The organism is Methylothermaceae bacteria B42, assembly GCA_001566965.1.
Taxonomy (GTDB): domain Bacteria; phylum Pseudomonadota; class Gammaproteobacteria; order Methylococcales; family Methylothermaceae; genus Methylohalobius.
On the sequence record LSNW01000013.1, the window covers coordinates 73,523 to 91,612 of the forward strand.

Here is an 18,090-nt window from a genome sequence, read left to right on the forward strand (position 1 = left end):
GACCCAACCTTATGTAAATTAATTCACTGATACAAAAAAAGCGCGCCTGAAGGCGCGCTAGGTTTATGTGAGCAAGGCTGGTCAACCTTTGCGGAAAACAATTTTTCCGTCTTCCGCATCGGCAATAATGGTATCCTCGGGACCAAACTTCCCAGCCAGAATATCTATTGCCAAGGGTTCTTCCAGCAAGTGCTGGATTGCCCGTTTTAGAGGCCGGGCGCCGTAAACCGGGTCGTATCCTGCTTCAGCAATGATATCCAAAGCAGCCTCGGTGACTTCCAGCTTCATATCCCGTTCCGCCAATCGCTGTTGCAAGCGTGCCAGCTGCAAGCGGGCGATATTGTGTATGTGTTCGCGTCCCAGCGGATGGAATACGACAATTTCGTCAATCCGGTTAATGAATTCAGGGCGGAAGTGACGGTTCACCGATTGCATCACTTCGTTTTTAATCACATTATAGGTGGCCCCTTCCTGCGCCAACTCCTGAATCCGGTCAGACCCCAGATTGGATGTCATAATCACCACCGTATTGCGGAAGTCCACGGTACGGCCGTGACTATCGGTGAGACGGCCATCGTCGAGGATCTGCAACAGGATGTTGAAGACATCCGCGTGAGCCTTTTCCACCTCGTCAAACAAGATCACCGAGTAGGGTTTACGCCGTACTGCCTCGGTAAGATAGCCGCCTTCCTCATAACCCACGTAACCCGGCGGCGCCCCTATTAAGCGGGCAACGGCGTGCTTTTCCATAAATTCCGACATATCGATGCGCACCATGGCCCGTTCGGTATCGAACAGGAAATCAGCCAGGGTTTTGCACAGCTCGGTCTTACCCACACCGGTCGGCCCCAGGAACAGAAACGAACCCACCGGCCGGTGGGGATCGGACAATCCCGCCCGCGAACGGCGAATCGCGTTGGCCACGGCAGTGACCGCCTCCTCCTGGCCAACCACGCGCTTGTGCAGTTCCTCTTCCAGCCGCAAGAGCTTTTGCTTCTCGCTCTCGAGCATTTTGGATACTGGAATTCCTGTCCACTTGGAGACAATTTCCGCAATTTCCTCTTCGGTCACTTTATTGCGGAGCAGTTTGAATTCCTTCTGCTCGGCTTCCTGAGCGGCTTTCAGCTCTTCTTCCAGTTTCGGGATCTGGCCGTACTGGATTTCCGCCATGCGCTGGAGATCGCCGGCGCGTTTGGCGTTTTCCAATTCCAACCGGGCCTGTTCCAGCTTTTCCTTGATGGCTTGAGCGCCTTGAAGCGCGGCTTTTTCCGCCTTCCAGATTTCTTCCAGCTCGGAATATTCCCGCTCCAGTTTGGCGATTTCTTCCTCCAAGGTCGCCAAACGTTTTTGCGAAGCAGGATCGGTTTCCTTCTTGAGCGCTTCCCGTTCGATTTTGAGCTGGATCAAACGGCGTTCCAACCGGTCCATCGCTTCCGGTTTGGAGTCGATTTCCATGCGGATTTTGGCCGCCGCTTCATCAATTAAATCAATCGCCTTGTCCGGCAGCTTGCGATCGGTGATGTAGCGGTGAGACAAGGTAGCCGCGGCGATGATGGCCGGGTCGGTAATCTCCACGCCGTGGTGCAGTTCATAGCGCTCTTTCAAACCACGGAGAATGGCGATGGTATCCTCCACCGTTGGTTCTTCCACCAGTACTTTCTGGAAACGCCGCTCCAACGCCGCATCTTTTTCAATGTACTTGCGATATTCATCAAGGGTGGTGGCGCCGATGCAGCGCAGCTCGCCCCGTGCCAAGGCGGGTTTGAGCATGTTACCCGCATCGACCGCGCCTTCGGCCTTGCCGGCGCCCACCATGGTGTGGATTTCATCGATGAACAGAATAACCTTGCCTTCCGCTTTGGCGATGTCATTGAGCACCGCTTTCAAGCGCTCTTCGAATTCGCCCCGGAACTTGGCGCCGGCGATCAAAGCCGCCATATCCAAGGCCAGAATCCGCTTGTCGCGCAATCCTTCCGGCACTTCCTGATCCACGATGCGCTGGGCCAAGCCTTCAACAATCGCAGTCTTCCCGACACCGGGCTCGCCAATCAGCACCGGGTTGTTTTTGGTGCGCCGTTGGAGAATCTGAATCGTGCGGCGGATTTCTTCGTCGCGGCCGATTACAGGATCTAGCTTGCCCTGTTCGGCTTTTTCCGTCAGATCAACCGTATATTTTTCCAACGCCTGACGTTGTTCCTCGGCATATTGGTCGGTCACGGTCTCGCCCCCACGGATTTCTTCAATGGCTTTTTCGATAACGCTTCGAGTGGCCCCGGCCTGGCGTAAAACTTCCGCCAAGGCGCCTTTGTCTTCCAGCGCGGCAAGGACGAACAATTCGCTGGATATATAAGCATCGCCACGCTTTTGGGCCAGCTTGTCCATCAGATTCAAAATCTTGGCCAGGTCATTGGAAATATGCACTTCCCCGCCGGCGCCTTCCACTGTCGGCATCCGATCCAGCATCTTGCCCAATTCAGTGCGCAGTTGATTGACGTTGACGCCAGCCTTGGTCAGTAGCGGGCGTACGGTACCCCCTTCCTGATCCAGCAGCGCAATCATCACATGCACCGGCTCGATAAATTGATGATCCTTGCCCAGAGCCAGACTCTGCGCATCCTGGAGTGCTTCTTGAAATTTTGTGGTGAGTTTATCCATTCTCATTTGTGTAATTACCCTCTTGTAAAGCTGGGTGTCATGAAATTATTTGCCAACTATGAGATGGGGACGCCGATGGTTTTTTTCAACCACTTCGCCAAATCAGCGTGGCCATCCGGCCGCAAACGCCATCCCGGCGGTAGGAAAAAAAGTCATCTGGATTACTATAGGTGCAATAATAACCACCAAAGATAGCCTCTACGCCCAAGCGCTTTAAGATGATTTCCGCCAACTGGTAAATATCTGCGTGTAGCCGCTTCCCGCAAAGATGAAAAGCTGGCGCGAAATCGTCGGAACGTGCAAGAAAAGCCGCTTGGACTTCATTTCCTACTTCAAAAGCTTTAGGACCAATGGCAGGCCCCAGCCAGGCCATGGGGGAGGTTTTCCAAGGAGGGAAATGAATGGCATTGTCGATAACACCCGCCAGAATGCCTCTCCACCCTGCGTGGACAGCGGCGACGGTTTCGCCATCGGTCAACAGAATAGGCAGGCAGTCCGCAGTTAAAACAGCACAGACAATATTGGATTGGGAAGTGAAACTGGCGTCAGCTTTGGGGGTTGAAAATTCAAACTTGTCCGCCTCGATGACGCGTTCCCTATGCACCTGCTGCAGCCAGACCGGTTCCCTTGGAAGATGCAAATGCTTTCGCAACAATTGTCGGTTGCGGAAAACTGAAACCGGGTCATCCCCTACATGCGCCGCTAGATTCCAGTAAGCAAACGGTCCGTGGCTGACGCCTCCTTGGCGCAAGGTGACAAAGGCACGAACCCCTGTTGGGGCGGGCCAATCGGGCGTTAAATATGGCATTCAATGGTCGCGGCTTGCTATCGCTTTACCGATGGCCAGTAACACCAGCAAACCAACGACGATCCCTCCCATTAAAGCGAGGTGTCCGGCAAACCATTGATATATATTGTCAGCAACCTGAAATACCGATGCGATTGTCTCTTCATCCAGATGCCAGTGGCCACCGTGTGCATAAGCTCTGGAAACAGCCAGCGGCAACAATAAAGTCATCACCAGTCTTTTCATTATTCTTCGCTCCCCTGCTCCCTGCGCAATACTGCAAGTAAATTTTCAAAATCTTCCGGTATGGGACTTTCCCAGCTTACCATCTCCCCGCTGGCCGGATGGCGAAAGCTCAATCGCTTCGCGTGCAACGCCTGACGTTTAAAATGCCGCAGGGTTTTAATTAAAGGTTCACTGGCCCCGGGCGGAAGCCGAAGACGGCCGTATTCCGGATCTCCAAATAAGGGAAATCGAAGATAAGCCATGTGCACCCGAATTTGATGGGTCCGCCCTGTCTCGAGTTGTACCTTAATCAAGGTATGAAAAGGAAAACGCTCGGCAATCCGGTAATGGGTGATTGCCTCTTTCCCATCTTCCACTACCGCAAAACGTTTCCGATTCACTGGATGACGGCCAATGGGCGCTTCCACGGTTCCACCAGTAATCATTTTACCAACGACCAGCGCCAAATATTCCCGTTTGACTGTGCGGGCCTGAAGTTGATCCACCAAACCCTTATGGGCTTTAAGACTGCGCGCCACGACTAACAGACCCGAGGTATCCTTATCCAACCGATGCACAATCCCGGCCCTGGGCAGTTTGTCCAATTCCGGGGCATGATGCAACAGGGCGTTTTGTAAAGTGCCGTCGTGGTGACCTGCCGCGGGATGAACAACCAGCCCGGCGGGTTTATCGACGACTAATAAATGCTCATCCTCGTATAGGATTGTCAATGGCATTGCTTGCGCCTGACACTTGCCCACCGGATCGACCACGATTTCCAGCGCTATGCGCTCTCCTCCCTGAACCTTATCGCGGGGGCGCCATTGCCGTCCATCCACAAGCACCCGTCCCTCTTCAATCCATTGCTTGAGACGGGTGCGGGAATAGTCATTAAACAGCGTTGACAAAACCTGGTCCAAACGCTTTCCTGCTGCATTTTCAGGCACGAAAGCAAGACAGGTTGCATTTTTATCTTTCACGGAATACTCGAAGAAATTAAAACGAAAAAAGCAAAATTTGAGCCGGTTGCGCAATACCCAAAAAGGCTCCTGATTATTTTGCCTGAAGATTAGGAAAAATACTGCTCTTTGGAGGAAACAGCTTGAATCAATTCAAAGGAAGCAAATTTTTAGGACAATCGGTGTATAAGAGGCTAAAACTTAGTCAAAGCGATTTTAAGAGAGTTTCCGCCTGTTCCCGTTCCGCAAATTTTTTGTCTTCTTTGAGAAGACGCTCCAGGATTTTTTTGGCTTCGGCGGGTTGACCATTCGCAACCAAGGCTTGTGCCAAATGAAAGCGAATGGAGGGAAGATGGGGTGCCAGTATGGCCGCTTGTTTTAATAAGGCCAATCCTTTCTTTACGTTTCCGTTCTGGAAATAGATCCAGCCCACGGTATCTTGGATTTCGGGATTATCCTCTACCTTGTCTGCCAATTTATCCGCCAGATTTAGGGCTTTTTGGTGTTGGCCCGTCATTTGATACAACCAAGCAAGATTATTCATCACCAAAAGTTGATCTGGCGCAAAAGAGAGTATTTTTTCATACTCGGCAATCGCTTCTTTATCTTTGTTGTCTGCCTGGTAAGCCATGGCAAGCATCAGCCTTGCAGGAAGATCATTAGGCGATTTGTCCAGCCATTTCTTTAAAACAGAATAACCTTTTTCCTTTTCCCCTTTGCGCCGGTAGAGGAGATTAAGACGGCGTGATGCCAGTGAAGAAAAGCCTCGTTGATTGGCTTCCTCATAGGAAACCAACGCCAAAGGATATTCTCCCTTGGCAAATGCGGCTTCTCCCTTCCACAAATAGCCCACCGGATGATCTGGAAATTGCTTTTGTAATACATCGGCGGATCGCAGGGCTTCATTGTAACGTTTTTGTTTCAACAATAGCCGAATTCTATTGACCGCTGCAGGAATATAATCTTCCTTCAGCGCAAGCGCCTTGTCCCATTCTTCAAGCGCAGATTCAAAATGACCCCGCTTTTCTAACGCTAGCGCCAATAGGTGATGGGCTTCTGGATTGTCCGGGATTTTATTAACTAATTTACTAAAGGTAGAAACCGCGCTTGCCGCTTCTCCAACGCCTAATTGCGCTAACCCTAAATTTTTCAGGATCGCCGGATTGTCGGGATGATTGTTGGCGTTTTCTCTAGCGACATTCAATGCCTTAAGCGCATCACCCTCGGCCAAATAATAGCGGGTAAGCATCAAACCAGGCTGAATCGCAGTTGGGTTGGATTCCCTGGCCTTTTCAAGCCATTGCACCATTTTTTCAGGTGCTTTTTTGACCTCGGCAATTCGTGCCAGCCCAAGTAAGGCTGATAAGTGTTTGGGTTGTTGCCGCCAAATTTGCCGGTAGTATCTTTCCGCTGAATCCAAATCCCCCTGGCGTAATTTCAATTTTGCCAGATTAAGACGAGCCGTATGGTAGTCGGGAAAGCGCCGCAAGAGTTTTTGCCAATGCTGCTCTGCCTTTTCTGTCTCACCCTTCGACAGATAAGCCGCGGCCATTAAGTTTTCCGGCATTGGACTATCCGGCATTTTCTTGACCAGCTGCTGGGCTACTTTTATGGCTTCATCAAACTTTTTTTGCTTCAAGCGGGCCAAGACCAGCACCACATCCGCCTGAATCAAGTCCGGCTCCAAACTGACAGCCCGCTCCAATTGACCGGCAGCCGTCTCCAAATCCCCCGATGCAATTTCTCCGAGCGCCAACTGAGCTCGGAAAGCAGCTACATCGGGAGCAAGCTCAGCAGCCTTGGATAGTAATTCCGTGCCCTTATCAAATTCCCGGCTTTGAATATAAGCACTACCCAATAATGCCAACAACTGTGGATCATTTTCAGCGCGATCTGAAAGCCTCTCCAAAAGCGCCGCTGCCTTTTGAGGGTGCTTGAGCTTCATATGGACTGCCGCCAATAACTTTACTAGCGGCAAATGGTCCGGTAATTTTTTATATACGGTTGTTAAATGATCCTTTGCTGAAGACAGTTCATTCTGACGGTAGGCAATCACTCCCATCAGAAAATGGCTAGGAATATGATTGGGAATCGTATGTAGAACTTTGGTTAAAGTATCTTCAGCAGCTTGGAGCCTACCTTGGCGATAGTCCACCAGACCTTGCAAATAAAGCACAAGGGGAAGTTCTCCTGCGATCTCTCTGGCCTTTTGAATATCTTGTTGGGCTTCCTCCAGTTTATTTTGGGAGATCAGTACCGTAGCTCGCCCTAATAGGGCTCTAATTTCACTAGGATTGTATTGCAGGGCGTTATCAAAGGCTTGTTTGGCCCCCTTCAAATCACCGCTTATCCGTCTGGCCTCTGCCAGTAATGACCAGGCACCAGCATTCTTGGGATTCAGTTTTAAAGCCTTTTGGACAAATGCCTCGACATTAGGAAAATCTTTTTCCAACAATGCCAACCTGGCTAAGCCGAGATAGGCATCCTCCACATCAGGCGACAACTTTAATGCTTGTTGAAAATCTTGTTGCGCGCCTTCACGATCTCCCTGGATTAATCTCGCTGTCCCCCGCAGCGCAAAAACCTGTGCGCGTACGGAAGGGTCAGTTATTGCATCGGTTTCGATTTCATTCAAAAGTTTTTTGGCTTTTCCCTGGAGAAGATAAGCCCTAGCCAAAGGAACAATCCAGCGGTCCCGGTCGACCTTGAGATCACGGGCTTTCTGCAGTTCTTTCACCGCCCCTGCGCCTTCCCCCAAGCGGAGATAGGCTTGCCCAAGCAATAAGCGGGCTTCGGCATTTAAAGGTGTCTGACGAAGCAGATTTTTGAGTTGAATAACTGCTGCTTTTACTTCACCTTTATTTAAATACTGACGGGCTTCCTGAAGTAAAGATTCTTCACCAGCGATTGCTCCAGCCAAAACGCACCAACATAACAGCCCGGACATTAATGGTCGGTGCATCTAGTTCCTTTAAACTTTTAAGTTAAATTTATTGAGGAGTGAATATAATGTCGGCCGGGTTACATCCAATATCTCTGCTGCCCTGGAGATTTTCCCGCCAGCTTCGCTCAGTGCATTACAAAGCGCTTCTCGTTCAGCGGCTTCCCTGGCTTCACGCAGGGTACGCAAACGAGCGTTGTTCTCAGCTCCCTTCATTCTTAAATCAACAAGTTCGATCTTAGGTCCCTTTGACAAGGCGACGGCATTTTTGATCCGGCTCTGTAGTTCCCGCACATTACCGGGCCAGTGGTAACTTTCCAAAGCCGCCAACGCTTCTTCCGTGAAATCGAGCAAATTACGCTTCATTTCCTGGTTGTAACGGTGAAGAAACGCCCGGGCTAAAACAGCCACATCACCGCTTCGGTCTCGTAAGGGTGGCAATACGATCGTAGTTTCATTGATGCGGAAGTATAGATCCTGGCGGAATTGCCCTTCGGCAATTTGCTGCTCCAAATTTTGATGGGTAGCGCAAATCACCCGGACATCCACCTGAATCTCTTTGCGTCCCCCCACGCGCTCAATCACCCTTTCCTGAAGAAACCGGAGTAATTTTGGCTGTAATGAAAGAGGCATATCGCCAATTTCATCCAGAAATAAAGTGCCACCATCGGCTAATTCGATCTTACCCGGCGTTTGCTTGGACGCATCGGTAAACGCCCCTTTCTCGTGGCCGAAAAGCTCCGACTCCAATAGCGAATCCGGAATCGCCGCGGCATTGATGGCGATAAAGGGCCTGTCTGCTCTCGGGCTTAATTTATGAATTGCACGGGCAATGACTTCCTTGCCCGTTCCGCTCTCCCCTAATAACAAGATGGATAAATCGGTGGGTGCTAATTGCTCCACCAGCCGGCAAACCTCATGCATTTGCGGGCTGGCAGCGATAACGCCATCTAAGGGATTACTGATGTGCAAACGGCTGAGTTTTTTATTTTCATCCTCCAAAGCGTGGAGTTTAAAGGCTCTTTCCACGACAAAACCCAGCATTTCCGGTTCAACAGGCTTTTGATAGAAATCATAAGCGCCCATGCCGACTGCTTTGACTGCATTATCCAGTTGATCATTTCCGGTAATCACAATCACCTTAGTCCCAGGCTGGGCATGAAGAATGGCATTCAGGGTGGCAAACCCTTCGGAAACGCCACCCGGATCCGGGGGGAGCCCAAGATCCAGCGTCACTACCGAAGGTACATGTTTTTTCAAGGCTTCCAGCGCCGTCTCTTTATCGCTGGCGGTAACCACATGATATTTATCTGCAAAGCTCCATTTCAATTGACTTTGCAGCCCTGGATCATCCTCAACAATTAACAAGGTTTGTTTGCTCAAGCAGAAACTCCCATGGTTGTGTGATCAGATTGCGTTTCATTGATGGCTATGGGAATCGTGAAACGAAATGAAGCCCCCTCGTTCGGTTTACTAGTGACAGTTAAATCCCCACCCAAGGCGCGAATATACTCTCTGCTTTCGTAAGCACCAATCCCCATGCCGCTTAATCCTTTGGTGGTTTCGAAAGGTTTAAACAGCCTATTACGGATGAAATCCGCATCCATGCCATGGCCGTTATCCCTTATTTCAACTATAGCTTGTTGGCGCTGAATAAACAGTGAAATTTTCACCCACCCATTTTTACCGGCGGCTTCCTGGGCATTTTGAATGATATGTTCGAAGGCCGAAGCCAATCGATCACGTTGCGCCTGGACAAAAACATCACTGGAGTTAGTACAGTCGAGTTGCGGCCTAGGCAACTGCCCAGCCCTGGAAGCAGTGACTTCCTCCAACAAAGGACGCAGGGGAATAATCTCGGTTTCGTTTTCCGCGCCAATATTTTTGAGTTGGGACATCAACCGGCTCATTTTTCCCACCGCATGATCCACTGTATTCATGGCATCGCGGACAAACTCCGGATTATTCGAATGTTTGTCTGCATTGCGGACCACCAAAGAAAGTTGAGCAATCAAATTCTTGAGGTCATGGAGCACAAAAGCAGAAAGGCGGTTAAAACCCTCGAACTGACGTGCCTCAATCAATTTTCCAGCGGTATCTTCAAGCACGAGAAAACTTGCCGCTTGTTTGCCGGCGGTCTTGAGAATATCTATCACCTCCCAGTTCCAGTCTATTTCTGCTCTGGGACGGGTCAATAACACGACACCGTATACTCGATTTTCGTGCAGCAAAGGTACCAGTAGCCATGCATTTTGGGCTTGTTTTAACCATTCGGGAGGTGTTAACCCTTCATAAAGTTCTGGAATATTTTCCATTTCGGTGAAGTTAACCACCCACGCCTTGGCTTCCATAAATTTGACTAAAGGGTCGTCCCCACGTATTAAAGGCACATCTATTTCGGGATCCCCGTAACTTGCCCGGCATAAATAAGACCCAGATTCATCATAGGCCCATAACATCCCGCTGGGGCTTTCCACCAGATCCGCCAGCGCCTTGACAATTCTTTCTTCCAGTCCCATCTCGCTATTTTCCCCGGACAAGGCAGCGGTAAACCTCAACCACTCTTCCCGATAGTCATAACGATAGTTAAAGAAATGTTTGTTTAGAAATACCCGTAAATGCGCTCTAGCCTGACCCGAAAAAAATAAAACCAAAAGCAACAAAAGCGCCAAGGCAAAAAAAGCCACTTGAGCAACTTTGCCCCATTCGCCACCGAAAATTTTGACGTAATAACCGGCAGTGGCCATGATGAGGAGATAAAATGCGGCCCCCAAAACAGCGGTGGAATGAAAAACCATTTCCCGGGAGACAAAAATATCCACGGACCAATCGGGGTTACGAGCGGCTGATACCGCCAGAAATGGCATCAAAAAAGCAACCACAAAACCCCTTGCAGCCCAAAGATCAGGATTGAGGCGCTTAAACAGCATGGCATCGGAATACAGGTAAAAGTCATAGATAAACAAGCCACCCAATGCCAAACACAAGTATTTGATATACCAACGTTTATCTAATCTTGTATTACGGAATAGCTGCTCAACCAGCACTATTCCTAAAAGAGCCAAGATTAACTGCCCCGCAATTTGAATCTCCGGAACAAAATAACTTGGATTTTGGTTTTCCAGGATAGACATTCCCCAGAGGATCACCAAAAGAGTCAGGCTCAAACCGTAAATACCCAGATGAAAAACACGGCCACGTGATCCAGAAGCAGTCCTAGTGCTAGGTAACAAATAAAGAAGGAAAATCAGCCATAAAGTCGAGTGTAATATCTCAAAAGACCAAATTACCTCTGAAGGGAAATAATGCACTGCCAGTTGTATGGCGTTGATACCCGCCCATATTGCCGTTCCCATTGAGGCTGCCAACAGCAAGCCGCCTTGGGATTTTCCCCGCCAACTTGTGACAAGTAGGCCTGACAACAGTAAATAGGCCACAGAAGCCAACAAATAACTGATGGCCCCAATTTTGCTAATCATCAACGCGCCCCCTTCCGCCACAACACCACCTCGACGGTTTGCAGCATAATGAGAAAATCCAGCAAGAGGCTGTAATTTTTAACGTAATAAAGGTCATACTGAAGCTTTTCGACAGTATCCGCCTCATCTTCAGCATAAGGGTAACGGACTTGCGCCCATCCTGTAATACCGGGTTTAACCCTGTGGCGCTCAGAATAATAAGGGATAATTTCAGCAAACTTTTCCACAAATTCCGGGCGCTCGGGTCTTGGCCCTACAAAGCTCATATCGCCTTTCAACACATTCCATAATTGCGGCAATTCATCAATCCGGGTTTTACGAATAAAACGCCCCACCCGCGTAACCCGGTCATCATCAGCCTTTGCCATTCTGGCTTTTCCGTCTTTTTCTGCGTCAGGACGCATGCTTCGGAATTTTATGACTTTAAATAACTTCCAATCAGCGCCGACCCGCACTTGATGATAAAAAATAGGTTGACGAACCCCACTTTCCAGCATGATTGCCATAGCGGTTAGAAGCATGACTGGCCATGCAACTACCAAAAGGATCATACTGGCGACAATATCGAACAGCCGTTTAATAATTACACTGCTGCTCATCCGGAAACCATCGGAAAAAACCAGCCAACTTGGATACAAGCAATCGATTTTTACGATGCCCGCTTCGCGCTCAAAAAAGGATAAAAGATCCATGACATCGAAGCCGTTCATCTTGCAGTCTAGGATCTCATCCACGGGAAAACCCCGCCGCCGGTCATCTGGCGCTACCACAATTTCATCAATATCCTCCCGGCTAGCGAACTCATTGAGCGGCGCATCCATCGAAATTAACAATTCTTTCTCAATTTGGGGTGGCTCCTCGCTCATAGGGACAAATCCTATAAAAGCTAGATTGTCATAAGGAACCCGTCCCCCAAATTCTATGATTTTCTTTGCATTATTCCCTGCCCCTAAGACAAGAATACGGCGTTTAAGCCTATTGCTATCCACCAAAGTATAAAAAGCATATCTAAGGGCAATGGTGCCCAAAAAGGAGAATAGCAATGCAAAGCCAAACACCCCTCGGCCAATAAACATTTCGGGGAAGGCATAGAAAATCAGGCTCATGACCACCGTCCCCATCATGAAGCTGACAATCAGCCTAAGAAGCAACCCGGCGCCGCTCCAGCTGGAGCGCCGCTGATAAAGCCCGGCCCCGGCTGAACAAGCAATCATGGTGATAGCAAACAGTACCGAGGTGACCGATAGATCTGGATCGGCCTCCCAGCCTGTTTCCCGCAAAAAACGAATTCTGCTGCCAATATAGATGGCGGAAAAATAGAGGGTGAATTCGAATACTAACAGCCCTAAATAAGCCGTGGAAACATAGTGTCGAAAAATTCTAATGGTAGGCATGGTGCAGTTCTAAGTGTCTTTATTGGATGAAGATGTTTTTTTACGGTCACTAAAACCCCGGACAGCATTATAGATCCCTCTATAACAGCACTTTCTATACTAACAAACCCAGAAGGAGTAACCCACTGCAACGCTTTCCATTCCCACCCACTCTTGAAAGCACCTCGTTTTGGGAATTCTAATTTGGACCTAAATTCTGCAAGTATTTCGGCATTCGGCTGCCAAATCAAACCTTTATGCTGCGTTGGCCGCACCAATTTTATGCTCGAAGTAGCGCGGCTACTCCTGCGCGAAAATTGGTTTGCCACCTTGCCTAAAGCCTTGCTTGACACCCTCGGTGCTCGAATCACTTGCAGAATCTAGGTTAGATATTGGTCATAACCATGGGACTTTAGCCCCCACGCCAACAATGAAAGCACTTTTTGGTTCGTCTTTTGCAACCTTGCCACCAATACCTCAACTAAAAAACGGTAAAATTGGCATCCAATTTCTGGATTCGAATGAAGAAACTCGACTAATTTTTGTGCATTGATTTCGGCTATCTCGGCTTCTGAAATTGCTGTAACCGTTGCACCATGGGGACTTTGGTTAAATAACGCCAATTCACCAAAAATTTCTGTGGGACCGAGCTCTTTAAATCCTGGCCGGATTGGCCTCCCATCCAACGCCACTGAAGAAACGATCCTGACTCGCCCGCGTAAAATAACAAAAACTTTCCCACTGCACTGGCCTTCTTTTAAAATAGCGCTATTTTGTTCAAAAATTCTCCGTTGCCAGTCAAGCCCTTCGATTAAGCATCCACTAAATAACAAATCAGTCAACATTCTGGTAAATTCCTTTGCAGCTACAAGGTGTCCTTGATTAAAAATAGCAGGGAATCGACTAGGATTGTAATTATTCAGGTTTACAATACACATCATCTTTAGATTAGGAGGTTACATGCACCCGTTGGACACCACCAAAATTGGCATTGTTGGACTAGGCTATGTGGGCCTGCCATTGGCCGTGGAATTTGGTCATTATTTTGAAACCATCGGTTTCGATATCAACGGCCAAAGGATCAGCGAGCTGAAACAAGGCATTGACCGTTCCCGCGAGGTGGAGCCCGAAGAGCTACGCCGCAGTGAAAGGTTATTCTTTACGGACAGCCCCGCCAATCTTGCCGATTGCAATGTTTTTATCGTTACTGTTCCAACTCCCATTGATGAGCACAAAAGGCCGGATTTAACCCCTTTGGAAGGGGCTAGCCGAACCGTTGGGAAGGTGTTGAAAAAAGATGATATCGTTATTTATGAATCCACTGTCTACCCCGGGGCTACGGAAGAAGTGTGCATACCCATCCTGGAACAAGAATCCGGACTCAAATTCAATCAGGATTTTTTTGCCGGTTACAGCCCGGAAAGGATCAATCCAGGCGACAAACAACATCGCGTTACAACGATAGTCAAGGTAACTTCTGGTTCAACGCCTGAAGTTGCTGATTTTATCGATGCCCTTTATAACACGGTTATCACTGCCGGCACCCACAAAGCCAGTAGCATCCGGGTGGCGGAAGCAGCGAAAGTCATAGAAAACACGCAACGGGACGTAAATATTGCCCTGATTAACGAGCTCGCCATGTTATTCAATAAACTTGGCCTGGATACCCAGGAAGTCCTGGAAGCCGCCGGCAGCAAATGGAACTTTCTCCCCTTCCGGCCTGGCTTGGTGGGTGGTCACTGTATTGGGGTGGATCCTTATTATCTCACCCACAAAGCCCAGGAAATCGGCCATCATCCGGAAATTATTCTGGCGGGCCGGCGGATCAATGATCACATGGGGGAATATGTGGTGGCGCAAGTGGTCAAATTGATGAACCAGCGCCGCATTCATGTATGTCAGTCCAATGTGTTAATTTTGGGGCTGACTTTTAAGGAAAATTGCCCGGATATTCGCAATACCCGAGTCATTGATATCATTCACGAGCTAGAAACCTATAATGCCAATGTCGAGGTGCACGACCCGTGGGCCTATGCCGATGAAGCCAAGGAGGAATTGAACGTGGAATTGATTCCAGCGCTTGAAACTGGCCGCTACGATGCCATCATCCTGGCGGTGGGACACGACCAATTCAAACAAATGGGTACCAGCCAGATTCGGGCTTTGGGTAAGCCCGGAGCGGTTTTGTACGATGTCAAGGGCGTTTTGCCCGTTACCGAAGTGGATGGCCGCCTATGAAGATTCTAGTCACCGGAACCGCGGGCTTTATCGGCTCTGCCCTGGCCCACAAATTGATTGATCGCGGAGATGAAGTTATCGGCATCGACAATGTCAATGATTATTACGATGTCAACTTGAAAGAAGCCCGCTTGGCCAGGCTTAATGCCCGGGAAGGGTTCACGGAAATCCGGGCGGATCTGGAAGACCGATCGGCCATCAATCAAGCCTTTCAACAACACCACCCACAAAGGGTGGTGAACCTGGCGGCTCAAGCGGGAGTGCGTTATTCCTTGGAGAATCCTCACGCCTATATCGATGCCAACCTGGTAGGCTTTTGTAATATTCTCGAAGCTTGCCGCCACTTCGATGTGGAGCATCTGGTCTATGCCTCTTCCAGCTCGGTCTATGGCGCAAATACCGCCATGCCTTTTTCGGTTCACCACAATGTAGACCATCCTGTCAGCCTCTATGCGGCGACGAAAAAAGCCAATGAACTCATGGCCCATACCTATAGCCACCTCTACGGTTTGCCGACCACCGGCCTGCGCTTTTTTACCGTATATGGCCCCTGGGGGCGGCCGGACATGGCACTATTTATCTTCACCAAAAATATTCTGGAAGACAAACCCATTGATGTTTTTAATTTTGGCAAACACCGGCGGGATTTCACTTATATCGATGATATCGTCGAAGGTGTTATCAGAACGTTGGATCATATAGCCACCCCTGATTCAGACTGGTCCAGCGACCGGCCGGATCCCGGTACCAGCCCCGCCCCATATCGGTTGTACAACATTGGCTGCCACCGCCCCGTGGAACTGATGCGTTTTATTGAGGTCTTGGAACAAAAATTGGGTAAGGAAGCCAAAAAGAATTTCCTGCCCATGCAAAAAGGCGATGTTCCAGCAACCTATGCCGATGTCGAAGATCTCATGAAAGATACAGGCTACGCCCCCACTACCCCTATCGAAGAAGGAATCAGCCATTTTGTCGATTGGTATAAAGACTATTACGGCTATTCATGACGCAACCTATCGTGCCGGTGCTCGGCTTCGCCGCCTATAGCGGCACCGGCAAAACTACCCTATTAACACGCCTGATACCCATTTTAAAAGCGGAAGGACTGAAAATAGGCCTGATCAAACACAGCCACCATACCTTCGAAATCGACCGGCCCGGAAAAGATAGTTATGCCCTCCGTAAAGCTGGCGCCACACCGGTTATGATAGTGTCACGGAAACGGCGCGCAATTATTTATGAATATCCTGATGAAGGTGATGTGTGCCTGGAAGAACAATTCGCCTATCTAAACCAAACCGGGCTGGATCTTATTTTAGTGGAAGGTTTCAAACATGCCGCCGTCCCTAAAATCGAGCTTCATCGCCCCGCATTAGGAAAACCTTTATTATTTCCCGATGATCCCCATGTCATTGCGGTTGCTTGCGACGCGCCGCTATCTCAACCTTGTCCACTACCCCTATTGAATATCAATCAACCCGAAGCCATCGCGGCCTTTATTCGCCATCAGTTTTTAAAGCCATGACAGATCATCCTTGCGAGCAAGGGCTAACCCCTTTACCGGATGCGCTTTCGCATATTCTCGAGACTATAAAGCCACTGACCGCAAGCGAACAAGTCCCGCTCAAACACGCCTGGCACCGGGTTCTGGCCCGAGAGATCGCTGCACCCTTTGATGTACCCGGTTTCACCAATTCGGCAATGGATGGGTATGCGCTATCCTTAAAAAACCTGTCCTTATCGCAACCCTTGGAGATTGTCGGAACATCGTGGGCAGGAAAACCTTTTGACCGGGCCATATACCCTGGGCAGTGTGTTCGTATTTTCACGGGCGCTATTGTTCCCGAAGGCACCGACGCTGTGATCATGCAGGAAGAAGTCGAACCGATTGATAATACAATCCGCATTAAACGACTTCCATCCCAAGGGGAACATCTTCGCCTCAAAGGCAGCGATCTCCGCCAGGGAGAACGCGTTCTTAAACAAGGCCAATGCCTTGACGCGGCGGCGCTGGGCTTGCTGGCTTCGTTAGGCATCCAGAATGTAAGGGTATATCACAAACCCAGCATCGCTTATTTTTCTACTGGCGATGAGCTTCGCGGCCTGGATGAGCGGCTCGAACCTGGCCAAATTTACGATAGTAACCGCTATAGCCTGCATGGTCTGCTAGCGGGACTCCCCGTGGACAGTTGTGATCTTGGGAGACTGCCTGACGTTTTGGATAGCTTGACCGCCACCTTAAAACAAGCTTCCCGCGACCATGATTTGATCTTGAGCTCTGGTGGTGCTTCCGTCGGTGAGGCTGATCTGCTCAAAAACGCCTTGAAAAAGGTGGGTCAAGTCCACCTTTGGAAAATTGCCATCAAGCCAGGCAAACCCCTGCTCTTTGGCCAGATTGGCAATGCTTACTATATTGGCCTGCCCGGCAATCCAGTCTCCGTCCATGTGACTTTCAACCAAATCGTCAGGCCGGTGCTATGGAAACTGGTGGGCGCAGGTTTTTACCAGCCTTTACGCATTCAAGCCCATTGCCGCAATTCCATAAAAAAATCTCCGGGACGGCTGGAGTTTATACGGGGCTTTCTTGCCATAGAGGCCAATAGCCAACTATCGGTCACCGCCCTTTCAGGACAGGGCTCATACCAACAAGCCGCGCTGTGCCGCGCCAACTGTTACATCGTACTACCCGCCGACAGCAAAGGAACCCAGGCTGGTGAATGGGTAGAAGTTGAGCCTTTCGATAATTTTATCCTGGGACAGGAAGGATGAAGGGATTATTTGTTACCGGCACGGATACCGGCGTAGGCAAAACCCTAGTAGCCTCCAATCTGTGCCGGGTTTTAAGCGCTCAAGGGTTTGACTTAGTTGTCAGAAAACCTGTGGAAACTGGCTGTTCCATCAATAACGGGGAACTTTTCCCGCAGGATGCCTTTTCCCTCCAGCAAGCAACTCAAGGCCGAGAATCCTTGGATCTTATTTGTCCTTACCGCTTTGCAGCACCGCTTTCACCGCCTCGCGCGGCAGGCTTGGAAAGCCAACCGCTGCAACTAGAACAATTAATCAAGGCCTGTCATGTAGATCAATCCAAGTTCGTGATTGTGGAAGGCGCTGGCGGTTTCTATTCCCCCATCGCCCAGGATGGACTGAATGCGGATCTGGCCGTTAGCCTTGGCCTGCCTGTCCTGATCGTCGCGGAAAATCGATTGGGCGCCATCAACCAAGTATTACTAGTTTTGGAAGCCGTCCAACGGCGAGGATTAACGCCTCAGGGCATTGTCTTAAACCAACTTCAACCCAACCCAAACTCCCAACTGCAGAACTTGGAGGATTTAACGGACTGGACATCGCTGCCAATCCTGGAAATCCCTTTCCTCCATCAAGAAAACCAGCATAGTGCCCGCCATTTATTTGCCCCCATATTGGGATGGCGTGG

At 49.5% G+C, this 18,090-nt stretch carries 14 protein-coding genes and 1 pseudogene; 6 read left to right on the forward strand and 9 right to left on the reverse strand.

The genetic code is table 11. The annotated features are described in order from the left end of the window. Positions 1-81: 81 nt before the first annotated feature. From AXA67_06485 to AXA67_06520, 8 genes are all read right to left on the reverse strand, one after another. Positions 82-2,661, reverse strand: coding sequence for an ATP-dependent chaperone ClpB (locus tag AXA67_06485; protein ID KXJ41189.1), 2,580 nt, complete (start codon positions 2,659-2,661; stop codon positions 82-84). Positions 2,662-2,740: 79 nt separating this feature from the next. Further along, on the reverse strand, positions 2,741-3,463 hold the full coding sequence (locus AXA67_06490) for a laccase (protein KXJ41190.1): 723 nt from the start codon (positions 3,461-3,463) through the stop codon (positions 2,741-2,743). Continuing rightward, on the reverse strand, positions 3,464-3,688 hold the full coding sequence (locus AXA67_06495; protein KXJ41191.1) for a hypothetical protein: 225 nt from the start codon (positions 3,686-3,688) through the stop codon (positions 3,464-3,466). It lies immediately after the preceding gene. Further along, a complete protein-coding gene (locus AXA67_06500; protein ID KXJ41234.1) occupies positions 3,688-4,647 on the reverse strand; it encodes a hypothetical protein in 960 nt (319 codons plus the stop codon). Before AXA67_06500 ends, AXA67_06495 begins: the two co-directional genes overlap by 1 nt. Before the next feature lie 184 nt (positions 4,648-4,831). Continuing rightward, complete coding sequence (locus AXA67_06505; GenBank protein KXJ41192.1) at positions 4,832-7,573, reverse strand: hypothetical protein; 2,742 nt, start codon at positions 7,571-7,573, stop codon at positions 4,832-4,834. A 24-nt stretch (positions 7,574-7,597) separates the two neighbouring features. Then, positions 7,598-8,950 (reverse strand): PEP-CTERM-box response regulator transcription factor, encoded by a 1,353-nt coding sequence (locus AXA67_06510; protein ID KXJ41193.1) that lies wholly within the window; start codon positions 8,948-8,950, stop codon positions 7,598-7,600. Further along, entirely contained in the window at positions 8,947-11,046 is a 2,100-nt protein-coding gene (locus tag AXA67_06515) for a hypothetical protein (GenBank protein KXJ41194.1), read from the reverse strand. Before AXA67_06515 ends, AXA67_06510 begins: the two co-directional genes overlap by 4 nt. Then, a complete protein-coding gene (locus AXA67_06520) occupies positions 11,046-12,440 on the reverse strand; it encodes a sugar transferase (protein KXJ41195.1) in 1,395 nt (464 codons plus the stop codon). The genes AXA67_06515 and AXA67_06520 overlap by 1 nt, the downstream gene beginning before the upstream one ends. Positions 12,441-12,623: 183 nt before the next feature. Here AXA67_06520 and AXA67_06525 point away from each other — a divergent pair, with 183 nt between their 5' ends. Further along, positions 12,624-12,803 carry a hypothetical protein gene (locus AXA67_06525; protein ID KXJ41196.1) on the forward strand — a complete coding sequence of 60 codons (180 nt, stop codon included), beginning with the start codon at positions 12,624-12,626 and terminating at the stop codon, positions 12,801-12,803. Here AXA67_06525 and AXA67_06530 read toward each other — a convergent pair. Beyond that, positions 12,800-13,264, reverse strand: a complete 465-nt coding sequence (locus AXA67_06530) for a hypothetical protein (GenBank protein ID KXJ41197.1) — start codon at positions 13,262-13,264, stop codon at positions 12,800-12,802. The genes AXA67_06525 and AXA67_06530 overlap by 4 nt on opposite strands. A gap of 115 nt (positions 13,265-13,379) precedes the next feature. Between AXA67_06530 and AXA67_06535 the strand changes: the two genes are divergently transcribed. The 5 genes and pseudogenes from AXA67_06535 (at position 13,380) to AXA67_06555 (ending at position 18,016) form a co-directional block, all read left to right on the forward strand. After that, on the forward strand, positions 13,380-14,657 hold the full coding sequence (locus tag AXA67_06535; GenBank protein ID KXJ41198.1) for a Vi polysaccharide biosynthesis protein VipA/TviB: 1,278 nt from the start codon (positions 13,380-13,382) through the stop codon (positions 14,655-14,657). Further along, on the forward strand, positions 14,654-15,664 hold the full coding sequence (locus AXA67_06540) for a capsular biosynthesis protein CpsI (GenBank protein ID KXJ41199.1): 1,011 nt from the start codon (positions 14,654-14,656) through the stop codon (positions 15,662-15,664). Before AXA67_06535 ends, AXA67_06540 begins: the two co-directional genes overlap by 4 nt. Beyond that, a complete protein-coding gene (locus AXA67_06545) occupies positions 15,661-16,182 on the forward strand; it encodes a molybdopterin-guanine dinucleotide biosynthesis protein MobB (protein ID KXJ41200.1) in 522 nt (173 codons plus the stop codon). The genes AXA67_06540 and AXA67_06545 overlap by 4 nt, the downstream gene beginning before the upstream one ends. Beyond that, a complete protein-coding gene (locus AXA67_06550; protein KXJ41201.1) occupies positions 16,179-17,426 on the forward strand; it encodes a hypothetical protein in 1,248 nt (415 codons plus the stop codon). Before AXA67_06545 ends, AXA67_06550 begins: the two co-directional genes overlap by 4 nt. Further along, positions 17,423-18,016 (forward strand): annotated as a pseudogene (locus tag AXA67_06555) (hypothetical protein). Before AXA67_06550 ends, AXA67_06555 begins: the two are co-directional and overlap by 4 nt. Positions 18,017-18,090 lie beyond the last annotated feature (74 nt).

Excerpts from the sequence above, each read along its gene's own strand:
- AXA67_06485 (KXJ41189.1), bottom strand. The coding sequence starts at position 2,661 with ATGAGAATGGATAAACTCACCACAAAATTTCAAGAAGCACTCCAGGAT.
- AXA67_06490 (KXJ41190.1), bottom strand. The coding sequence starts at position 3,463 with ATGCCATATTTAACGCCCGATTGGCCCGCCCCAACAGGGGTTCGTGCC.
- AXA67_06495 (KXJ41191.1), bottom strand. The coding sequence starts at position 3,688 with ATGAAAAGACTGGTGATGACTTTATTGTTGCCGCTGGCTGTTTCCAGA.
- AXA67_06505 (KXJ41192.1), bottom strand. The coding sequence starts at position 7,573 with ATGTCCGGGCTGTTATGTTGGTGCGTTTTGGCTGGAGCAATCGCTGGT.
- AXA67_06515 (KXJ41194.1), bottom strand. The coding sequence starts at position 11,046 with ATGATTAGCAAAATTGGGGCCATCAGTTATTTGTTGGCTTCTGTGGCC.
- AXA67_06520 (KXJ41195.1), bottom strand. The coding sequence starts at position 12,440 with ATGCCTACCATTAGAATTTTTCGACACTATGTTTCCACGGCTTATTTA.
- AXA67_06530 (KXJ41197.1), bottom strand. The coding sequence starts at position 13,264 with ATGTTGACTGATTTGTTATTTAGTGGATGCTTAATCGAAGGGCTTGAC.
- AXA67_06535 (KXJ41198.1), top strand. The coding sequence starts at position 13,380 with ATGCACCCGTTGGACACCACCAAAATTGGCATTGTTGGACTAGGCTAT.
- AXA67_06540 (KXJ41199.1), top strand. The coding sequence starts at position 14,654 with ATGAAGATTCTAGTCACCGGAACCGCGGGCTTTATCGGCTCTGCCCTG.
- AXA67_06545 (KXJ41200.1), top strand. The coding sequence starts at position 15,661 with ATGACGCAACCTATCGTGCCGGTGCTCGGCTTCGCCGCCTATAGCGGC.
- AXA67_06550 (KXJ41201.1), top strand. The coding sequence starts at position 16,179 with ATGACAGATCATCCTTGCGAGCAAGGGCTAACCCCTTTACCGGATGCG.